This window comes from Natribacillus halophilus (assembly GCF_900100185.1).
GTDB classification, from domain to species: domain Bacteria; phylum Bacillota; class Bacilli; order Bacillales; family Marinococcaceae; genus Natribacillus; species Natribacillus halophilus.
Window position 1 is genome coordinate 78061 of record NZ_FNEN01000002.1, and the last position, 17382, is coordinate 95442.

The 17382-nt window shown below is 47.1% G+C and carries 16 protein-coding genes; 6 read left to right on the top strand and 10 right to left on the bottom strand.

Annotation, left to right across the window (positions count from 1 at the left end; translation table 11 throughout):
• Window positions 1-202: 202 nt before the first annotated feature.
• The 8 genes from BLS58_RS02585 to BLS58_RS02620 form a co-directional block, all read right to left on the bottom strand.
• Window positions 203-916 carry an ABC transporter ATP-binding protein gene (locus BLS58_RS02585; protein ID WP_176764569.1) on the bottom strand — a complete coding sequence of 238 codons (714 nt, stop codon included), beginning with the start codon at window positions 914-916 and terminating at the stop codon, window positions 203-205.
• 16 nt (window positions 917-932) lie between these two features.
• Window positions 933-1727, bottom strand: coding sequence for an ABC transporter ATP-binding protein (locus BLS58_RS02590; protein WP_090396376.1), 795 nt, complete (start codon window positions 1725-1727; stop codon window positions 933-935).
• Window positions 1724-2698, bottom strand: a complete 975-nt coding sequence (locus BLS58_RS02595; RefSeq protein ID WP_090396012.1) for a branched-chain amino acid ABC transporter permease — start codon at window positions 2696-2698, stop codon at window positions 1724-1726. The genes BLS58_RS02590 and BLS58_RS02595 overlap by 4 nt, the downstream gene beginning before the upstream one ends.
• Window positions 2695-3546 carry a branched-chain amino acid ABC transporter permease gene (locus BLS58_RS02600; protein WP_090396013.1) on the bottom strand — a complete coding sequence of 284 codons (852 nt, stop codon included), beginning with the start codon at window positions 3544-3546 and terminating at the stop codon, window positions 2695-2697. The genes BLS58_RS02595 and BLS58_RS02600 overlap by 4 nt, the downstream gene beginning before the upstream one ends.
• 121 nt (window positions 3547-3667) lie before the next feature.
• Window positions 3668-5041 carry an ABC transporter substrate-binding protein gene (locus tag BLS58_RS02605; protein ID WP_090396014.1) on the bottom strand — a complete coding sequence of 458 codons (1374 nt, stop codon included), beginning with the start codon at window positions 5039-5041 and terminating at the stop codon, window positions 3668-3670.
• Between the two features lie 101 nt (window positions 5042-5142).
• Window positions 5143-5973, bottom strand: a complete 831-nt coding sequence (locus tag BLS58_RS02610) for a phosphoenolpyruvate hydrolase family protein (RefSeq protein WP_090396015.1) — start codon at window positions 5971-5973, stop codon at window positions 5143-5145.
• Window positions 5974-6004: 31 nt separating this feature from the next.
• Window positions 6005-7222: a Tm-1-like ATP-binding domain-containing protein gene (locus BLS58_RS02615; protein WP_090396016.1), complete on the bottom strand. Its 1218-nt coding sequence runs from the start codon at window positions 7220-7222 to the stop codon at window positions 6005-6007.
• A gap of 204 nt (window positions 7223-7426) precedes the next feature.
• Window positions 7427-9259, bottom strand: a complete 1833-nt coding sequence (locus BLS58_RS02620) for a phosphoenolpyruvate hydrolase family protein (RefSeq protein ID WP_090396017.1) — start codon at window positions 9257-9259, stop codon at window positions 7427-7429.
• A gap of 650 nt (window positions 9260-9909) precedes the next feature.
• Here BLS58_RS02620 and BLS58_RS02630 point away from each other — a divergent pair.
• The 5 genes from BLS58_RS02630 to BLS58_RS02650 all read left to right on the top strand — a co-directional run bounded on the left by BLS58_RS02630 (window position 9910) and on the right by BLS58_RS02650 (window position 15180).
• Window positions 9910-10815 carry an LCP family glycopolymer transferase gene (locus tag BLS58_RS02630; protein ID WP_090396018.1) on the top strand — a complete coding sequence of 302 codons (906 nt, stop codon included), beginning with the start codon at window positions 9910-9912 and terminating at the stop codon, window positions 10813-10815.
• A 251-nt stretch (window positions 10816-11066) separates the two neighbouring features.
• Window positions 11067-12335 (top strand): hemolysin family protein, encoded by a 1269-nt coding sequence (locus BLS58_RS02635; protein ID WP_245723033.1) that lies wholly within the window; start codon window positions 11067-11069, stop codon window positions 12333-12335.
• 114 nt (window positions 12336-12449) lie between these two features.
• The gene (locus BLS58_RS02640; RefSeq protein ID WP_425433664.1) at window positions 12450-14054 is read left to right on the top strand and encodes a gamma-glutamyltransferase family protein; all 1605 of its coding nucleotides are present in this window, start codon (window positions 12450-12452) and stop codon (window positions 14052-14054) included.
• Window positions 14055-14069: 15 nt separating this feature from the next.
• Window positions 14070-14642, top strand: a complete 573-nt coding sequence (locus BLS58_RS02645; RefSeq protein ID WP_090396020.1) for a chromate transporter — start codon at window positions 14070-14072, stop codon at window positions 14640-14642.
• A 7-nt stretch (window positions 14643-14649) separates the two neighbouring features.
• Window positions 14650-15180 carry a chromate transporter gene (locus tag BLS58_RS02650; protein WP_090396021.1) on the top strand — a complete coding sequence of 177 codons (531 nt, stop codon included), beginning with the start codon at window positions 14650-14652 and terminating at the stop codon, window positions 15178-15180.
• Window positions 15181-15312: 132 nt separating this feature from the next.
• On the opposite strand, the gene BLS58_RS02655 is transcribed toward BLS58_RS02650, so the two are convergent.
• Together BLS58_RS02655 and BLS58_RS02660 are read right to left on the bottom strand one after the other, a co-directional pair.
• Window positions 15313-16254, bottom strand: coding sequence for a nuclease-related domain-containing protein (locus BLS58_RS02655; RefSeq protein WP_090396022.1), 942 nt, complete (start codon window positions 16252-16254; stop codon window positions 15313-15315).
• 212 nt (window positions 16255-16466) lie between these two features.
• Complete coding sequence (locus BLS58_RS02660) at window positions 16467-16958, bottom strand: DinB family protein (protein WP_090396023.1); 492 nt, start codon at window positions 16956-16958, stop codon at window positions 16467-16469.
• A gap of 113 nt (window positions 16959-17071) precedes the next feature.
• On the opposite strand from BLS58_RS02660, the gene BLS58_RS02665 reads away from it, so the two are divergent.
• Window positions 17072-17365 (top strand): hypothetical protein, encoded by a 294-nt coding sequence (locus tag BLS58_RS02665; protein ID WP_090396024.1) that lies wholly within the window; start codon window positions 17072-17074, stop codon window positions 17363-17365.
• Window positions 17366-17382 lie beyond the last annotated feature (17 nt).

Consider the following 17382-nt stretch of genomic DNA (forward strand, 5'->3'; position numbering starts at 1 on the left):
GAGATACCCTGCTTTTGGGGTATAACAACACGATTCAAGTGTCATAAAGATCGGAGCGATCTCCGTTCCCTCGGATATCCGCGAATATATTTGGACTTTGACGGAACCGTGGAGAGGATCTGGCGGTTTTGCGCCGGGATTGGGCAATGGGCAGCTAAAGCATCAAAAAACCATCCGGTAACACCGAATGGTTCTTGTTCTCCTATACCCCCAGATAATGAATTTGGCTTTCTTTATCCTCTTTAAAATCCTCTGTACTGGTTGTATAGACTATTCTTCCATTAACCAGAATATACACTTTCTGCGCAGCTCTCAGGGCCAGATCCAGATTTTGTTCAACCAGCAGCAAGGAAACATTCCGTTCAGCCATATGTTGACAGACTTCAATCACTCTCTCAATCACAAAAGTGGAAATCCCCTCTGAAGGCTCATCCATAAGGATTAACCACGGATTTCGAACAAGTGCACGGGCAATGGCCAGCATTTGTTGTTCGCCACCACTTAACTTCGTGCCACTCACCTTTTTCCTGGCCTTTATTTCCGGAAACAACTCATAAACTGAGTCCGGCGTCCATTCATGTTCGCCCGCATGAGGGGTATGAGCTATTTGCAAATGTTCATCGACAGACAAAGAAGGAAACAGCTGCCAACCCTGTGGTACATAAGCAACCCCCAGGTTGGCTGTCTCAAACGTCTCCTTATTCATCACATTATGACCATTAAGATACACATCTCCTTCCCGGCGAATCTTTTCTAAACCGAGAATGGACTTAAACAGTGTCGATTTTCCCATCCCATTTCGTCCCAATATGGCCACGCGCTCCAATGGATTGACTTGAAAGGAAACATCTTGCAAGATATGGGCCTTATCATAATAAGCATTCAAATTTTCTACAGAGAGTAATGATTCAGACATACATAACCTCCTCAGCTCATTCTGTATTCTGTATTTTATAGATCTTGCGTACGTCTTCATTCTGTTTGATTTCATCCGGAGTTCCGTCTGCAATGGTTGCTCCTTGATGAAGCACAGTAACGTCGTTTGTCAGACTTAAGGCAAAATCCATGTCGTGTTCAATAGCTAGGATGATTTTTTCCGTGGCAAGACGTTTGATCAATTTTTTCATAAAGACTCTCTCAGACGGAGATAAACCGGCCATCGGTTCATCAAACAAAATGATATCCGGATCGGGTGCCAAGGCAATGCCCAGTTCCAGTTGTCTCTGTTCACCATGAGAAAGATTGCTGACAAGCGTATCCAGCTTGTTTTCCAAGGCTACACTTTCAGCTACCTCTTTCACCCGACTAGTGCGTTTCTCGTTTTTGAACCACGGAATGAAAAAGGAAAAGAAGTTTGGCAGCTCCCATCCTTTTCCTTGTAAGGCGAGATACATATTTTCTTTGACGGTGAGTTCATGAAACAAGTTCGAAATTTGATATGTTCTGGAAAGACCCAGTTCACTTCTTCTCTGTACGGCTTTTTTCGTGACGTCCTCTCCGTAGATGAATACTCGACCTTCATCCAATGGGATTTCTCCGGTAATGAGGTTAAATAAGGTGGATTTTCCTGCCCCGTTAGGACCGATCATGACTCGACTACGTCCGCTGTCAATGGTTAATGACACGTCATCAATCGCTTTGACGCCGCCGAATGATTTGGAAGCGTTCTTAACGACCAAAGCAGGTTTTCGATTCTTCTTTTGAGTGGTTTGCTCATTGTTAATCATGAATCTTTTCTCCCCTTATACCATTTATCATACAGGCTCTTCATGTACTTGTTCTTGTAGATGAGCCCCATCAGACCTTTCGGTGCATAAATGACGACTAACAGGAACATGATTCCGATAATGATCAAATATCTTTGCGTATAAGCATTCAAGACAACTTCCAGCGTCTGCACAATACTCATACCTAATACAGCACCGATAATGCTGTATACACCACCGAAAATACCGGCAATCAGAACCATTGCTGACGAATCCAGATCAATAGCACTTGGATGCATGACTCCGACAAAATAAACGAAAAAGACTCCGGCAATTCCAGCTACAAGTGACGAAATGACAAAGGCAACCCATTTCAGTCGTGAAACTCGATAACCGAGCATGATCATTCTCGATTCACTCTCTCGAATCCCTTTCAACTTCATTCCGAAAGAGGAGCGAGTGAGAGCCAGTACCGCCCACACGATCAATACAAATGTGAACAGTATAACGTAGTAGAAACCAACATTGGCACCAAAGACATTGAATTGCATGGCATCAGGTGTAGAAATTCCGATCAAGCCGTTAACACCGTTCGTCACTGAAGCCCATTGTCGCGCCACAGCCCAAATAATTTGGCCGAGGATTAATGTAAGCATAATAAAGTAAATACCTTTGGACCTGTTAGCAAAAATCCCAAATACAGCAGAAACGAACAAGACCACAACAATCGCTGCCATTGCGGAATACGGGAAAAACATAATCTCTCTCGTTTCCAGAATGGCGATCGTGTATCCGGAAAGACCGAGAAAAGCCGGAATCGCCAGCGAAACCAACCCGATTTGACTGGCCAAAAAGGCAAATGCTACAGCCATTAATGAGAAATAAAGCACACGAACCATCATAGTTGTAAAAAATTCACTCATGATAAACGGCACAGCAAGTAAAAACAAGGCGACTATTGTGTAAATAATCCATTTGGAGATTTGATTCACTCTAATCCCCTCCCGAACAATCCCTTTGGTTTGAATATGAGTACGAGTGCAACCGGGGTAAACATGAGAAACAGTTGAAACTCAGGTACATACAAACTACCGAAGCTGTAAATCATACCCATAATAAGAGCAGCAACGACAGAGCCACCAAAACTGCCCATACCTCCAAGAATAATAATTAACAACGCATATGTAAGAATGCGCCAATCCTCTTCCGGAGAGACAATGAGATGGGATCCACCGACAACTCCAACGATACCTGCCAGAAAACCGGCCAATACAAACATGGATGTAAATACCAAGCGAATATTCGTCCCAAGAGCCGCTACCATTTCATAATCATCAACACCGGCACGAATGATCATACCGATTTTTGTCTTATTAAGAAGCATCCATAGCAACGTTCCGATGACAATAGCAAAACCTAAAATAAACAAACTCAACTTGGGAACAATAACATCACCCATGATCAAAGGACCTTGCAATAAATCAGGATAAGGAATAGACATGGGGCTTCCTCCCCATATAACGATCATGACATCAGCCAAAATGATAGCAACCGACAAAGTCACCAACGTTTCCCGCAGATTATCTCCTCGTACTTTTCGCAATAAGAAAAATTCCAATAAAAGTGCTAATAACGCTGTCGCCAAACCTCCTACAACAATAGCCAGGAGCCAGCTTTCCGTATAGCTCATTACACTATAGCCTACATATGCACCGAATAAATATAATGCACCATGAGCAAGGTTAGCAACTCTCAATAAGGCAAATGAGAGATTCAATCCAACAGCAATGATAAACAGCAAAGCAGCCATCGTTATGCCGTCGATTACTGTCATCCACATTAGATCACCCCTAAGTAAGGTAAAGAAGGTACTGCCAAGGGGAAGTAATCAGAATCATCCACCTTGGCAGATATCACCATCTGTTCACCATCTCAACTTTCTTCTAATCATGTGTCACGGTTTATTCCCAGCCATCATTTTCCTCAAGCTCATCAATGTACTCCTGACCGAAATACTCTTCAAGCTCTTCAAAATACTCTTCGGCCGTATCAGCGGGGAAATCTGCTGAGTTGTTTGGTTGCTCCATATATTCTTCTTCCAATCCTTCATATGGACCGAACTGAGAAACTTCTTCATACGTATCGATGACCTGGTTCTCCAATTCGCCGTCGACCATTTGAACTTCCTTGATATAAATGTCTTGTACCGCTTGACCGTATTCGTCGAAGTAGAATGAACCGCGAGGAGAATCATCAACTTCCATGGCCATGATTTCATCAGTCAATGCATTAACATCGCTCGTATCGCCACCAGTTGTTTCAAGCGCGTCAATGATAACCCTCATCGTATCGTAACCTTGTAGGGCAATTCCGTCTGCTTCCTCATCGTGCATGTCAGCATAATTTTCTCTGAATTGCATATTTTCTTCATGATCAAGATCTTCAGAATAATGCATGGAAGAATATACGCCTTCAAAGTTATCCGTTACCTCTTCCAAAATCGGGATATCTGCTACATTTGTTCCACCGAGCAATTGAGGGTAATATTCACCCATACCATACTGCTCCCAGGCACCCCAGAAGGCAATAGTATCGGCTCCACCACTATTCAACAGAACAGCGTCATAATCATCAGATATACTCTGCAATTCGTTCATGATTGAACTGAAGTCCAAAATATCAGTCTCATGCCAAATCGTGTGCACTTCTTCACCGCCATTTTCATAAAATCCACGCTTAAACCCTGCAGCCTGATCCCACGGATAGGCATAGTTTTGACCGACCATAGCAATTCTGTCGTGACCAAGCTCATCATGTACAAACTTTCCGAAGTGATAGATGGTTTGTGTACCTGTCCATCCGGCACGAATCAAGTTGTCAGATGCTGCGCGCATCGTCATATCTTCTGCTGCAGAGTAACCGGGCATGATCAAAACATCTTCATGATCTTGTGCCCAACTTGCAGCAGCTTCACCTTCATCACCTGTAGAAGGGCCGATAATGACATCAACTTCATCGCGCTGATGTAAACTGTCCAGACTCGTAGTGAGTTGTTCCGCGTCAGCCTGAGAATCTTCAACAACAAGGTTCACTTCATATCCTGCGATCGTATTGTCCACTTCGTCCAAGGCTAACTCAACACCTCGATGAGCTTTCTCTCCGTAATCAGCAAACCCGCCTGTCATAGGACCGACAAGACCGATACTCATTTCCTCTTCAGCAGCTTCCCCGTCGTTGTTATCATCGTCGTTTGCATCTTCGGCACATGCTGTTGCAATGGCCAAAACAAAAACCATCGGTACGGTAAACAAAAAGTAATGAAACTTTTTATTCATGGTTTTGTTACCCCCTAATTAGATAGGTACAGAAAAAGATGTTTCTTCTTCTGCGCTTGTGACAATGTGACTGTCATAATCGTTTGTTATGGCAGTCTTACCTATTGGAAAGAAATCTTTTTAAACTGTTCAACTTGCCCCTTTATGGACGTTTCAGTCGGCAAGCGTTCAATACTAGACGCTCCGAAGAAGCCAACTACTCCGTTTGTTCTTTGCATAACATATTCTGCATCTTCGGGTTCAGCAACGGGGCCACCGTGTGAAATAACCATAATGTCGGGATTTACTGCTTTTCCGGCGTCATGTATAGCCTGTATTTTTTCAACACAATCATCCAAAGTGAGAGCCGTTTGGGCACCGATGGCACCTTTTGTCGTTAACCCCATATGAGCGACCAGTATATCTGCCCCAGCCTGAGCCATTTTCGCTGCTTCTTCTTCATTGAACACGTATGGTGTCGTAAATAGATTCAGTTCATGAGCTTTGGAGATCATCTCCACTTCCATATCATAGCCCATTCCGGTTTCCTCCAGATTTTTACGTAACACACCATCGATCAATCCGACCGTCGGGAAATTCTGTACACCTGAAAAACCCATCCGCTTCAAGTCCTTTAAAAAGACATCCATCACTCGAAATGGATCTGTCCCACAAACTCCCGCCAATACAGGTGTACTTTTCACAACAGGCAATACCTCCCCGGCCATCTCCACAACAATTTTGTTGGCGTCACCATATGCCATTAAGCCAGCCAAGGACCCGCGACCCGCCATTCTAAATCTACCGGAATTGTAAATGATAATTAAATCGATGCCCCCGGTTTCAGCAGATTTGGCGGATAAGCCAGTACCTGCACCTCCCCCGACAATAGAGATACCCTCATTCACCTGATTTTTAAGCCTTGATAATATTTCTGTACGTGATAAAGTCATAACTCTTCCTCCGTTTCCGTTTACGTTAGGATCAATCCGTATGTCCCATTAACTGGATTAATTTTTGGGCCATGGTCACAGCAAATGCTTCATCATTAATGTGTTGCTCCATTTCAAGAATTTCTACCGCGTCATTTGTAATATTGTTACGCAAGGCAGCAAACAGAGCCTTGTTTTCTTGGGGACCAAAAAAGGGCTTTCCTTCCTTATCAATCTCTGAAACACCATGAAGTGGGAGGAATATAGCCGAAGATGCATGGTTCATATTTATTTTCTGGGCAATGATTTTTCCCAATTGTTGGTTTTCTTCTTGTGTAGTGCGCATTAAGGTAGTGGTGGCATTATGCTTATACAAGTGTCGATCTCTATACTGATCCGGTACGGTTTCGATACCTCCAAAGTTGACCATATCCAATGCCCCTGTGGATACAACTTGTGGAATGCCTGCTTTAGCTGCCGCTTCCAAACGATGCGGGCCAGCACTCAGCACACCGCCGACTAATTCATCACACCATTCCGTTGTCGTCACATCGAGAACTCCTTTGAAATAGCCACCTTCAATCAATGTTTCCATCGCTTTGCCACCTGTTCCCGTAGCGTGAAAGACAAGCACTTCATATCCTTTTTTCTCCAGATATGCCTTCGCTTGCGTTACACATGGTGTCGTCAGTCCAAACATCGTTGCGGCAATCAAAGGTTTCTCCTCGTCCAGTTGTGGTGTTTCCCCTTTAACCATGCCGGATATGGCAAAAGCTGCGTTAGCCAATATTTTCGAAGACAACAAGTTAATACCAGAGATGTCTACGACCGAATACATCATCGTTACATCTTTCACGCCAATATAAGGCCGTGTATCCCCTGAAGCCACAGTGGAGACCATCAATTTTGGCAAACCCACAGGCAAAGCTTGCATTGAATGCGCTGCGATAGTCGTGCCAGCAGATCCTCCTAAACTGATCACGCCCGCTATCTTGCCATCCTCATAAAGCTGCGCCGTTAACTGCCGAGCACCGCGCATCATCACATCAATGGCGGCACCGCGATCATCTGCAGCTATTAATTTTTGCAGTGATTCACCTCCCCGGTGGGCTACTTCCGCATGGTTGATATCCGCTGCAAAAAAAGGTTCTCCTTTCACACCACAGTCCATGATAACGGTTTCAATTCCGCTATTTTCAATAATGTCTTTGATGAAGGCAAACTCTTCCCCTTTAGTGTCCAAAGTACCCAGAATAAGAATTTTCCCCAAACTCAATCCCCCTTTCTTGCCGTTTCAATCATTTTAATGCAATTGCTATGCCAACATTGTCAATCAACCATTATCTAGCGCTAACCACACGATATTATCGATTCAAAAAGAATTTTAATAAAAATTCGCACAAAAGAGCGAGAAAATAAATTCTCACTCTTTTGTGTGCGTTTCACATATGTTGAGAATAATTTTCTCGCACTGTTATTCTTCACGTGGTTCAAGCTGAAATTTTTTGATCTTGTTATATAAGGTTCGCCTGGTTATGCCCAAGTGCTGTGCTGCTTGAGTCCGATTCCAGGAATATATTTCAAGACTATCCTGGATCATCTGCTTCTCCATTTGAGACACATTGCGGTTATTCACTTGGCTTAAAATGGGTGCATGATCTTCTCGAACGGGGTCCTCGGTTATCTGGAACGATTCTGGCAAGTCATGTAGACCGATCATATTCCCATCGCACAATATGGCAGCTCTTTCTAAAGCATGTTCCAATTCACGAATATTACCTGGCCAATCATATTTGACCATGGCATCCAGAGATTCCGCAGACAACCTTTTGATGTTCAAATCAAACTTTTCATTAATGCTTCTTAAAAAATGATTGACGAGCGAAGGAATGTCTTCTTTTCGTTTGCGTAACGGAGGTATATAGATAGATATAACATTCAGCCGATAGTACAAGTCTTCCCGAAACTTTCCCTGGTGGACGGCTTCACGTAAATCCATATTGGTAGCACATATAATTCTGACATCCACTTTAATCGTTTGATTCCCGCCTACTCTTTCAAATTCTTGTTGCTGGATGACCCGTAAAAATTTTACTTGAATATCCGGATCCAACTCCCCGACTTCGTCTAAAAAAAGGGTTCCTTTATGGGCCAATTCAAATTTCCCGACTCGTTTCTGGTCCGCACCGGTGAATGCTCCTTTTTCATGTCCGAATAACTCACTTTCCAAAATATCCTTTGGAATGGCTGCGCAATTCAGTTTCACGAAAGCCTCTTGATAACGAGGGCTATTATGATGAATGGCTCTGACGACCAGCTCTTTACCCGTACCACTCTTGCCATGAACAAGAACATTAATATTTTTGTCGGCTACTTTATTGACCACATCATAAATTTCTTGCATACTTCTGCTATGACCAACGATTTCATCGAAACCTTTTTTCTTGACTAGTTCCTTCTTCAAGCTTTTATTTTCTTCTCTCAATTTAAAAACATTTTTAAACTCTTGTGTCGTTTCTTTAATACTGGCTTCTGCCGGTATTCGCTCTAAACTGGATCCGCCAATATACCCGATTGTTTTCGTTTGTTCATAAATCATACTGGCTTGCTCTGGATCGTTAATGGGACCGCCATACACCATCGTAAATACATCGGGATTCACTTCCAACGCTTTATCAAAAATACGATTGAGCAAATTCATACTTTCATGAACGCTTTTTCGTTGTGTAACACTGAGATCTCCACCTATTGTCCACCCTAAATTGACACATATAACATCTACGTTCGCCTCGGCCATGTGGATGGATTGTTCTTCATCAAATGTGAACGCAAGCGTAAACAAACCTTTATCATTCGCTTTTTTCATCAAATCGACTTCAGCCTGGAAGCCCATCTCGTTTTCTTCCAATGCTTCACGGTAAATACCATCAATGACACCAACACTGGGAAAATTGTTCACACCATGAAACCCGGCTTGAATAATTTCTTCAAGTAACATTTCCTGACTTTTTGTCGGGTCTGTTGCACAAGCACCAAAAATGACTGGCTTATCTTTTACACGAGGTAAGATTTCTTGACGGCCAAATCCCATGACAAGTTCATTACTGTTGGAATAGGGCATCAAACATGCTAAAGATGATACTCCTGCTGCTCTGTATCTGCCTGCATTGAGCACGAGAAATAAATCCGCCCCACCCTCATATGCTTGTTTTGCAGAAAGACCAGATCCCGCTGCTACACCAATAACCGGTTTGTTGTTTTGGATAACATGGCTCAATTGCTCCCTGATCTCTCGTTTGCTTAACATCCTCATTCACCTTCCAATGGCGAAGTCGTCACTCGCTTTATTATATAGACTTCGACACGATGATACGAGTTTCCTTTTTGCCAGTGTAAGTTATTTTGGGCTTACTATGGTCCATTGTATCTAAAAGTGTGATGAAGCGGCTCGGACATCTCCTGCGTAGAGGCTATTTGATGGGCGGTTTCATGGTCACACTCACTGAGTTTCACTAACACTTCTCCGATGGGACGATGCTCTCGCATAATGTTTCCACACTATATCGTCCGATCAAACTATTAACCGGTTCCGAGTCCTTGAATGGCATTACGCACGAATTCAAATAAAGCATACCCTTGATAAAATCAGTTGAGATAAATGAGGAACACGAGCCGCATTTAAAATTTTTCGATTTACACCAGCAACCCGTAGTGCTCCACACAATACCGATGTATCAATAAATACCTTTGGCGGGGAGGGGGCATTGGGATTCTGGCGGATTCGGTTGATAATCTGGCGGTTTGGCGTGATAATCTGGCGCTTCGCGGGCAGAATCTGGCGGTTTCGCGTGATATTCTGTCACTTTCCGTGAGTCGCTGGCGACCACAGAAAAGACGAGCATACCGCGCTAAAGACGAGCATATCATGTTGTAACATGAATTCGGGGAGTTTGCTCTATGAAAAAAGCTCTAATCATTCTTGCGATCGTTGTTTCCGCACTTATTTTGCTCGTCGGGGGCTACGCGCTTTATCTTTATGTTTCGTTTTCGTCCACGGCCGATGATATGCATACGCATATCGAACGGGACAGTTCGGATTTTCGCTCCGATGACATTAATTTTGCGGCCAGGGATCCGGTTTCTTTTTTATTACTCGGGTTGGATTCGGATCGAGTGGATTTGGGGCGGGCGGATACGATGATTGTCGCGACGGTGAATCCCGGGGATCAATCGATGAAAATGGTGAGCATTCCGCGTGATACGAACACGGAGCTCGTCGGTCGCGGCTGGAATGATAAAATCAATCACGCTTACTATTACGGCGGTGAAGAGATGGCGATCGACACGGTGGAACATTTTCTCGATATACCGATTGATTATATCGTAACGATTGATATGGACGGATTCGAAGAAATGGTCGACGCGGTTGGCGGCATTACCGTTGATAATCGTTTGGATTTTGAATATGGCGGCTTCGCGTTCGAACAAGGGGAGCTGGAATTAAGCGGGGAGGAAGCGCTCGCGTACGTGCGCATGCGTCAAGACGATCCGTTAGGGGATTCGGGAAGGAATGAACGCCAGCAACAGGTCATTGAAGGCGTGCTGCGCGAGGGTGCGAACCTTACTTCTGTTACGAGCGTCGGCTCGATCCTTGACGCGATCGGCTCGAATATTCAGACGAATATGGGTTTCCAGGAAATGATTGACATGCACAGATACGAATCCAGTCGCCATGATCTCGAGCAGCTCTCATTAAGCGGCGAACATTCGCAGTTGGATGGCGTGTATTACTATGTAGTGGATGAAGTTGAAAAGGAACGGGTGACGAATACTTTGCGGGAGCATTTGGAGTTGGAGGAGTGAGTATAAAAGATGTGGTCACAGACGTCGGTCCGCGTCCTTCATTTTGTAAAATAATACCTTTCCCAGGGACGCTGGACGTTGCCGCGCACCCCAAATGGGCTGATACCATTTTTTCGGGTGCGCTGGACGCCCCCGCGCACCCCAAGTGCCGCTGCCCGACCCCGCCCATATTCCCAAACAATCTTCTCCCTTCTTCGCCCGATTCATGATATAATCGCCGTAACAACATTCGATTAGGGGAGAATGTATCGTTGAGTATAGGTATAAGTGTGGCTTTGTTTATTTTTTTACTCGCCGCGACGGCTTTTTTTGTAGCCGGGGAGCATGCCATCTCGCGGCTGCGGGATAGTCGTATCGAGGAGCTCTTCCAGGAAGGTCGCGGGAAAACAACGCTCCTGAAAAAAATAAAAACCAACATCGATGGCTATCTTGCGGCCTGTCATCTCGGCGTTGCCATGAGTACCATCGGGTTGGGCTGGATCGGCGCGCTCGCGCCATATCCGGTCTACGTGAATATGCCTGCGCCACTCGCTTTTCTCATCGCTTTTGCAGTGGTCGTCTTTCTGTATGTCGTGATCGGGAGGTCGTTGCCGAAAACGGCGGCCATGCAAAAGCCGGAGGCCATCAGTTTTGCCCTCGCGCGTCTGCTTCACTTTTTTTATCTTATCACTTACCCTGTGGTTTATGTGCTTAATGGCGTCGCCACGCCAATCGTGCGCATGTTCGGTCTGACCCCGGCGAAGGAGCTGGATGAAGCCCACACGGAAGAGGAGCTCCAGGCGCTGCTTTCCGAAAGTTTGCGGCAAGGGGAGATCAACCAGGCCGAGTTCGGTTACGTCAATAACATTTTCACATTCGACGAGCGGAAAGCCAACGAAATCAAGATTCCGCGCACGGATATGACCTGTCTCTACCGGGACGAACCTTTAGAAGCGTCGATGGAAAAAATAAAAGACAAACGGTTCACGCGCTACCCGATGGTCGGGGAGAATAAAGATGAGGTTCTCGGCTTTATTAACACGAAAGAGTTCCTGCTGCACAATATTGAAAAAGATCATGTGGACATCGATGCAATCACTCGCCCGGTGCTTACTGTTTCCGAGCAAACCCCCATTCAGCGGTTGCTGAAAAAAATGCAAACCGAAGGCGCCCATTTGGCGATTCTCATTGATGAATATGGCGGCACGGAAGGGATGGTCACCATCGAAGACATTCTCGAAGAAATTGTCGGCGACATCCGCGATGAATTCGACGAAGGCCAAACGCCCGAAATCGAAGAGGTCGCCGACGGGCATTTCCTCGTCGACGGCATCGTGCTCATCGATGATATTAACGCGTATCTGCCAACGAAAATCGAAGAAGACGAGTTCGACACGATCGGCGGCTGGCTCTTTTCCATGGATCCGAATATCCAGGAAGGCGAAAAATGGCAATTCGACACGCTGAAAATCCGCGTCATCAAGCGCGACGAGTATCGCTATCGGAAGCTGGAGATTGTCGTGGAGGGGGCAGACGGCTAATAAATCGGCTGATACAATAAATCTATGATATGCAGGATAAGAAAGTGGTTTATACTTTCTTACCTGCTAAAATGAAAGACGCTATTTTGAAAATAAAGAGGCGATGTCATTATGATGCAGTTTGATCCGTGGTACCATCCTTATCCATCGAAGCGAACGCCGATGTACAGTCGACGCGGTATGGTCGGCACATCGCAGCCGCTCGCGTCTGAGGCCGGTATTGATATGCTGAAAAAAGGCGGGAATGCTGTGGATGCGGCGATTGCAACGGCCGCGGCGTTGACGGTTGTGGAGCCGACGTCCAATGGTATTGGCAGCGATTCATTCGCGATCGTCTGGCTGGACGGCGAGATGCATGGTTTGAATGCAAGCGGGCGCTCGCCCGGTAATATTTCCATCGACGCCGTTAGAGAGCGTGGGCACGAGGTAATGCCGCGGCAAGGATTGATCCCGGTGAACGTTCCCGGTGCTCCCGGAGGTTGGGTGGCACTATCGAATCGATTCGGAAAATTAACGCTCGAAGAAGTGCTCGCGCCGGCGATTCGGTTGGCCGAGGAAGGCTTTCCGGTGAGCCCGGTCGTCTCTAAACATTGGAAAGCGGCGACGCGTCTCTATCCATCCGATGAACCGGAATTCAAGCCATGGTTTGATACGTTTACGAAATATGGCAAAGCGCCTGAGCCCGGCGACATCTGGCATCTCCCCGATCACGGGGCGACTTTGCGTAAAATCGCGAAAACGAACGGCAAAGCTTTTTACGAAGGCGAACTCGCGGGGCGCGTCGATCAATTTTCGCGTGATCACGACGGGTTCATTCGTGAGGAAGATTTTGCACAATTTTCCGTGGACTGGGTTCAGCCCTTGTCTGTGAACTATAAAGGCTATGACGTTTGGGAGCTGCCGCCCAACGGTCAGGGCATCGTCCCACTCATGGCGATGAATATTTTAAATGGCTTTGATTTACCGGAGAAAGAAAGTGCCGATACCTACCATAAACATATCGAAGCTTTGAAGCTCGCCTTCGCGGACAGCTTCGAGTACATTACCGATCCGGAACATATGAACATAAATCCGGAAACATTGCTCACTCCGAAATACGCCGCTGAGCGTCGCTCCTTGATCGGAGTTGAAGCCATCGACCCACACGCCGGCACCCCACCACGCGGGGGCACGGTTTATTTGGCTACCGCCGACGCCGACGGCAACATGGTTTCAATGATTCAAAGCAACTACGCCGGTTTCGGCTCCGGCATCGTCATCCCCGGCACCGGCATCAGCATGCAAAACCGCGGCTGGGAATTCAGGCTGGAAAAAAATGAAGCAAACGCGCTCGCGCCGAATAAACGCACGTATCATACGATCATCCCGGGGTTTTTGACGAAAGGCGAGCAGCCGGTCGGGCCGTTTGGCGTCATGGGCGGCTATATGATGCCGCAGGGGCACTTGCAAGTGCTCACTAACGCCATCGATTACAGACTCAACCCGCAAGCCGCGCTGGACGCGCCCCGCTGGAAATGGCTTTGGGGCAAAAAGTTGGAAGTGGAAGCTCACTTTCCTGCTGAAATTGCGCGTCAGCTTGTGCGCAAAGGACACGAGATCGCGCCCACGCTTGAAGCGGGGGGCTTCGGCCGTGGGCAGGCGATCTGGCGCGATCCGGACACCGGCGTGCTCGTCGGCGGCACGGAGTCACGAGCCGACGGACATCTGGCGATTTGGTAAGGAGCGCGATAAGCCATGGATTTTCGTAAACAATGGCATATTTTCGTCGCTATGTTACGGGCCAATCTGCTCGGATATGGCGGCGGCCCTGCGACAATTCCGCTCATCCATAAGGAAGTGGTCGGCACTTATAAATGGATGGAAGACGATGAATTCAGCGATGTTGTCGCTTTGGCGAACACACTCCCCGGCCCGATCGTCACGAAGCTCAGCGGGTATATCGGCCATCATGTCGGCGGGCTGATCGGGATGATCAACGCCTTGGTCGCGGCCGTTTTTCCAACGGCGATTCTGACGATTCTTTTGGTGGGAACGCTCGTTTCTTTTCAGGACGTTCCCGCCGTGCAGGGCATGACGGAGGCGATCGCCCCGGTCGTTGGCGTCTTGCTCATCGTGATGACGTACAATTTTTTAAAACAATCCCGGCAAAAAGTCGGTTTCTGGGGTACTTTTTTGCTTACTCTTGTGAGTCTGGTCGTGCTCGAGTTGCTGAATATTCACCCGGCGATATTGATCGTCGTGTTGATGGTCATTGCTTTTAGTCGGCGCCCCGAACAGGAACGGGAACAGGCGCAGCAGAAAGGATAGTTCGATCATGGTGTATTGGCATTTATTCGTCGCATTTTTTATCCCCGGCATCGTCGGATACGGCGGCGGCCCCGCGTCGATTCCCCTGATCGAACACGAAGTCGTCAACCGCTACGGCTGGATGGGCACGCAGGAATTCGGAGAAGTGCTCGCCCTCGGCAACGCGCTCCCCGGACCGATCGCCACGAAAATGGCCGGCTTCATCGGCTTTGAAGTCGCGGGCGTGCCGGGCGCGCTCGTCGCGATCTTCGCCACCGTCGCGCCCAGCCTTGCCGCGATGCTTTTATTGATGAAACTTTTGCTCAAGTATAAGGATCACCCGCGCGTGCAGCAAATGACCTCATTCATCCGCGCGCCCATCGCCGTGTTGCTCGGCGTGCTGGCGTTCCAGTTTTTCTTCATGTCGTGGGACGATTCCGGCGTGGTGCACACGGTTGTTCTCGTCGGCACGAGTTTGTTGCTTTTGGAAAAATTCAAGGTGCACCCCGCGATCGTGATCGCCGGCGCGCTCGTGTACGGGGCAGTGGTGCTGTCATAGGGGCTCGCCGGGTGCGCGATGTGGCGGTTTTGTAGCGGGATGTGGCGGTTTCCGGTAATATTCTGGCGGTTTTGCAGCGGGATGTGGCGGTTTCCGGTAATATTCTGGCGCTATTGACCGATATTCTGGCGCTTACGACAAATGATATTTCCGTGATTTTGTTCCTCCGCTGTGCGGGAGGTTCATTTTTTTAAGTAGGCGTTGGGCACTGTTAATCGAGGGGAGACCGAGATAATTTTGGCATTCGCCGGTCGATATATGTGGCGAGATGAGAAGCGCATAATCGTCCAAAGCCTTACGATGAGCATCTCGGCTTTTGTTTTCGCAGCGCGGGCAAACCCATGTCCCGTACCACCACTTCATCATACCGGGGCACGACGGGCAGAACACGCCGTTTTTCAAATCGGCGCGATCGAGTCCATATTTTTCCATAGCGCGGTATTTCAGGGGACGATGGGCTGTTCGCAATGTTGATACGTAGGTGTTCACCTCGGCATTTAGCGCATGATATCTTTCTTTTTCAAAAAGATCCTGGAGAATTTGACGCAAAGCGGGAGGGCGGATGATTTGGCGATGCAGAGGGTGCGGGGTGGCGTTCTTCAAAATGCTGTTTTCGTTCGTCATGACGGCATACGCGTAAATCGGCGGGCTCGAGCCGAAATGCCGCTGCAGCCAGACTTTGAGCGATGCGGCCTGTTGCTGCACCTGCAAAACCGGATCGGCGAACACTTCTTGCTCGCGAAGCAGCTGTTGATGCTCATGATCGAATGTGAGGGTCCCGGTGAGATTTTTGATCTCAAGAATGAGGAAAAAATATGCGGTAAGAAGCAAAGTATCCATTTGAAAAAAATCCCTATTGCGGGCGAGGCGCAATTGATGCACAAAATAATGCTGTCGTGGCAAGTCCAGCTGCCGGTAATAATAATCCATTGATACTTCACCACGCCAGCCGGCGCGGGCGCGTTTGACTTCGGATATGATGGCCGGATAAATTTCATGCGCGACAGGAAGACGTGATTCCAACGCTTCCAGTTGGCGGATTTTAGCGGGGAACGTGCGAGGTGTAGAGTTCAAATCTTCAGTCCTTTCAAAAAATGATTGTATTTAAACTATGACAGGAAATACGCGCCGGGTCAAGTGAAATCTATGACCTGCCCCGGCGCTGGATCTGGCGCTTTTCGCCTGGAATCTGGCGGATTCCAACGATATTCTGGCGCTTTTCGCTCGGAATCTGGCGGATTCCAACGATATTCTGGCGCTTTCCAGCAATATTCTGGCGCTTTTGCTTAAAGCCCCGCCTTCAACTCCTCAATTTGCTTAAGATGACGGCGCTCGTGCAGTCCGATGAATTCGATCCATTGCTCCAAATCCATCGTTCCGAACGCTGGGTGCTTGGCTGACTTTTGCGATAAGATCGCATCATCTTCAACGACGTGCAACGCCTTCATTAATGTCGCTCGTGAGTGGTCGAGCCTTTCTTTAATCTCCGCAAGTGTCATAAATTCACTCGTCGGTTGAAACGGCTCCGGTGCTTCCCTTTCCGCTCCCGAGCGTTCAAGCGTTAATTCAATCGGTTTCTTTTTCCGCGCGGGCTCGTTGTCTTCCTTCGCCAATTCCTTCTCTATCGTACGCGTCATTTCTTTTTCAATTAAAAAAAGATGCTCCAGCACTTGCGCGATCGTCCACCGTCCTTCTTCAACCTCACGATTCAATTGTTCATCGGTCAGGTCTTCAACGCCTGCGAGCACTTCTTTTCTCGCGTCTTCAATACCAAACATGTCGCATCACCCCTCTCCATTCAATCACATCTTCCTTATAAAAACCATAATATTACGCGCACCTTCATGATCAGGAATTTGAGGAAGCTGTCGACTATTGGAGCGCTGATCTATTGGACGACATGCAAATGGATGAGAATACATATGTAGAGATTTACGCGCAAGAAGACATCGATTTTGATTATACGATTGCCACCACTGAAGTGTTTGATGACGAGGCGTTACATGATGACTTTAATGACATTCAGGATATTCGCGATGAATTGGACGATGATACGGACATTTATCGTGTTCGAGTAGAGGTCATGTATCATGAACAAGATTTCGATTTTCCCGGGATTGACGACACGCTGGTAGCTGAAATCGATGATGAATGGGAAATCCTGGGCGTCTTTAGTTTCTTTTAAAAAAAAGAAGCCCCTGG

Excerpts from the sequence above, each read along its gene's own strand:
- BLS58_RS02585 (WP_176764569.1), bottom strand. The coding sequence starts at position 916 with ATGTCTGAATCATTACTCTCTGTAGAAAATTTGAATGCTTATTATGAT.
- BLS58_RS02590 (WP_090396376.1), bottom strand. The coding sequence starts at position 1,727 with ATGATTAACAATGAGCAAACCACTCAAAAGAAGAATCGAAAACCTGCT.
- BLS58_RS02600 (WP_090396013.1), bottom strand. The coding sequence starts at position 3,546 with ATGTGGATGACAGTAATCGACGGCATAACGATGGCTGCTTTGCTGTTT.
- BLS58_RS02605 (WP_090396014.1), bottom strand. The coding sequence starts at position 5,041 with ATGAATAAAAAGTTTCATTACTTTTTGTTTACCGTACCGATGGTTTTT.
- BLS58_RS02610 (WP_090396015.1), bottom strand. The coding sequence starts at position 5,973 with ATGACTTTATCACGTACAGAAATATTATCAAGGCTTAAAAATCAGGTG.
- BLS58_RS02620 (WP_090396017.1), bottom strand. The coding sequence starts at position 9,259 with ATGTTAAGCAAACGAGAGATCAGGGAGCAATTGAGCCATGTTATCCAA.
- BLS58_RS02630 (WP_090396018.1), top strand. The coding sequence starts at position 9,910 with ATGAAAAAAGCTCTAATCATTCTTGCGATCGTTGTTTCCGCACTTATT.
- BLS58_RS02640 (WP_425433664.1), top strand. The coding sequence starts at position 12,450 with ATGCAGTTTGATCCGTGGTACCATCCTTATCCATCGAAGCGAACGCCG.
- BLS58_RS02645 (WP_090396020.1), top strand. The coding sequence starts at position 14,070 with ATGGATTTTCGTAAACAATGGCATATTTTCGTCGCTATGTTACGGGCC.
- BLS58_RS02650 (WP_090396021.1), top strand. The coding sequence starts at position 14,650 with ATGGTGTATTGGCATTTATTCGTCGCATTTTTTATCCCCGGCATCGTC.
- BLS58_RS02660 (WP_090396023.1), bottom strand. The coding sequence starts at position 16,958 with ATGTTTGGTATTGAAGACGCGAGAAAAGAAGTGCTCGCAGGCGTTGAA.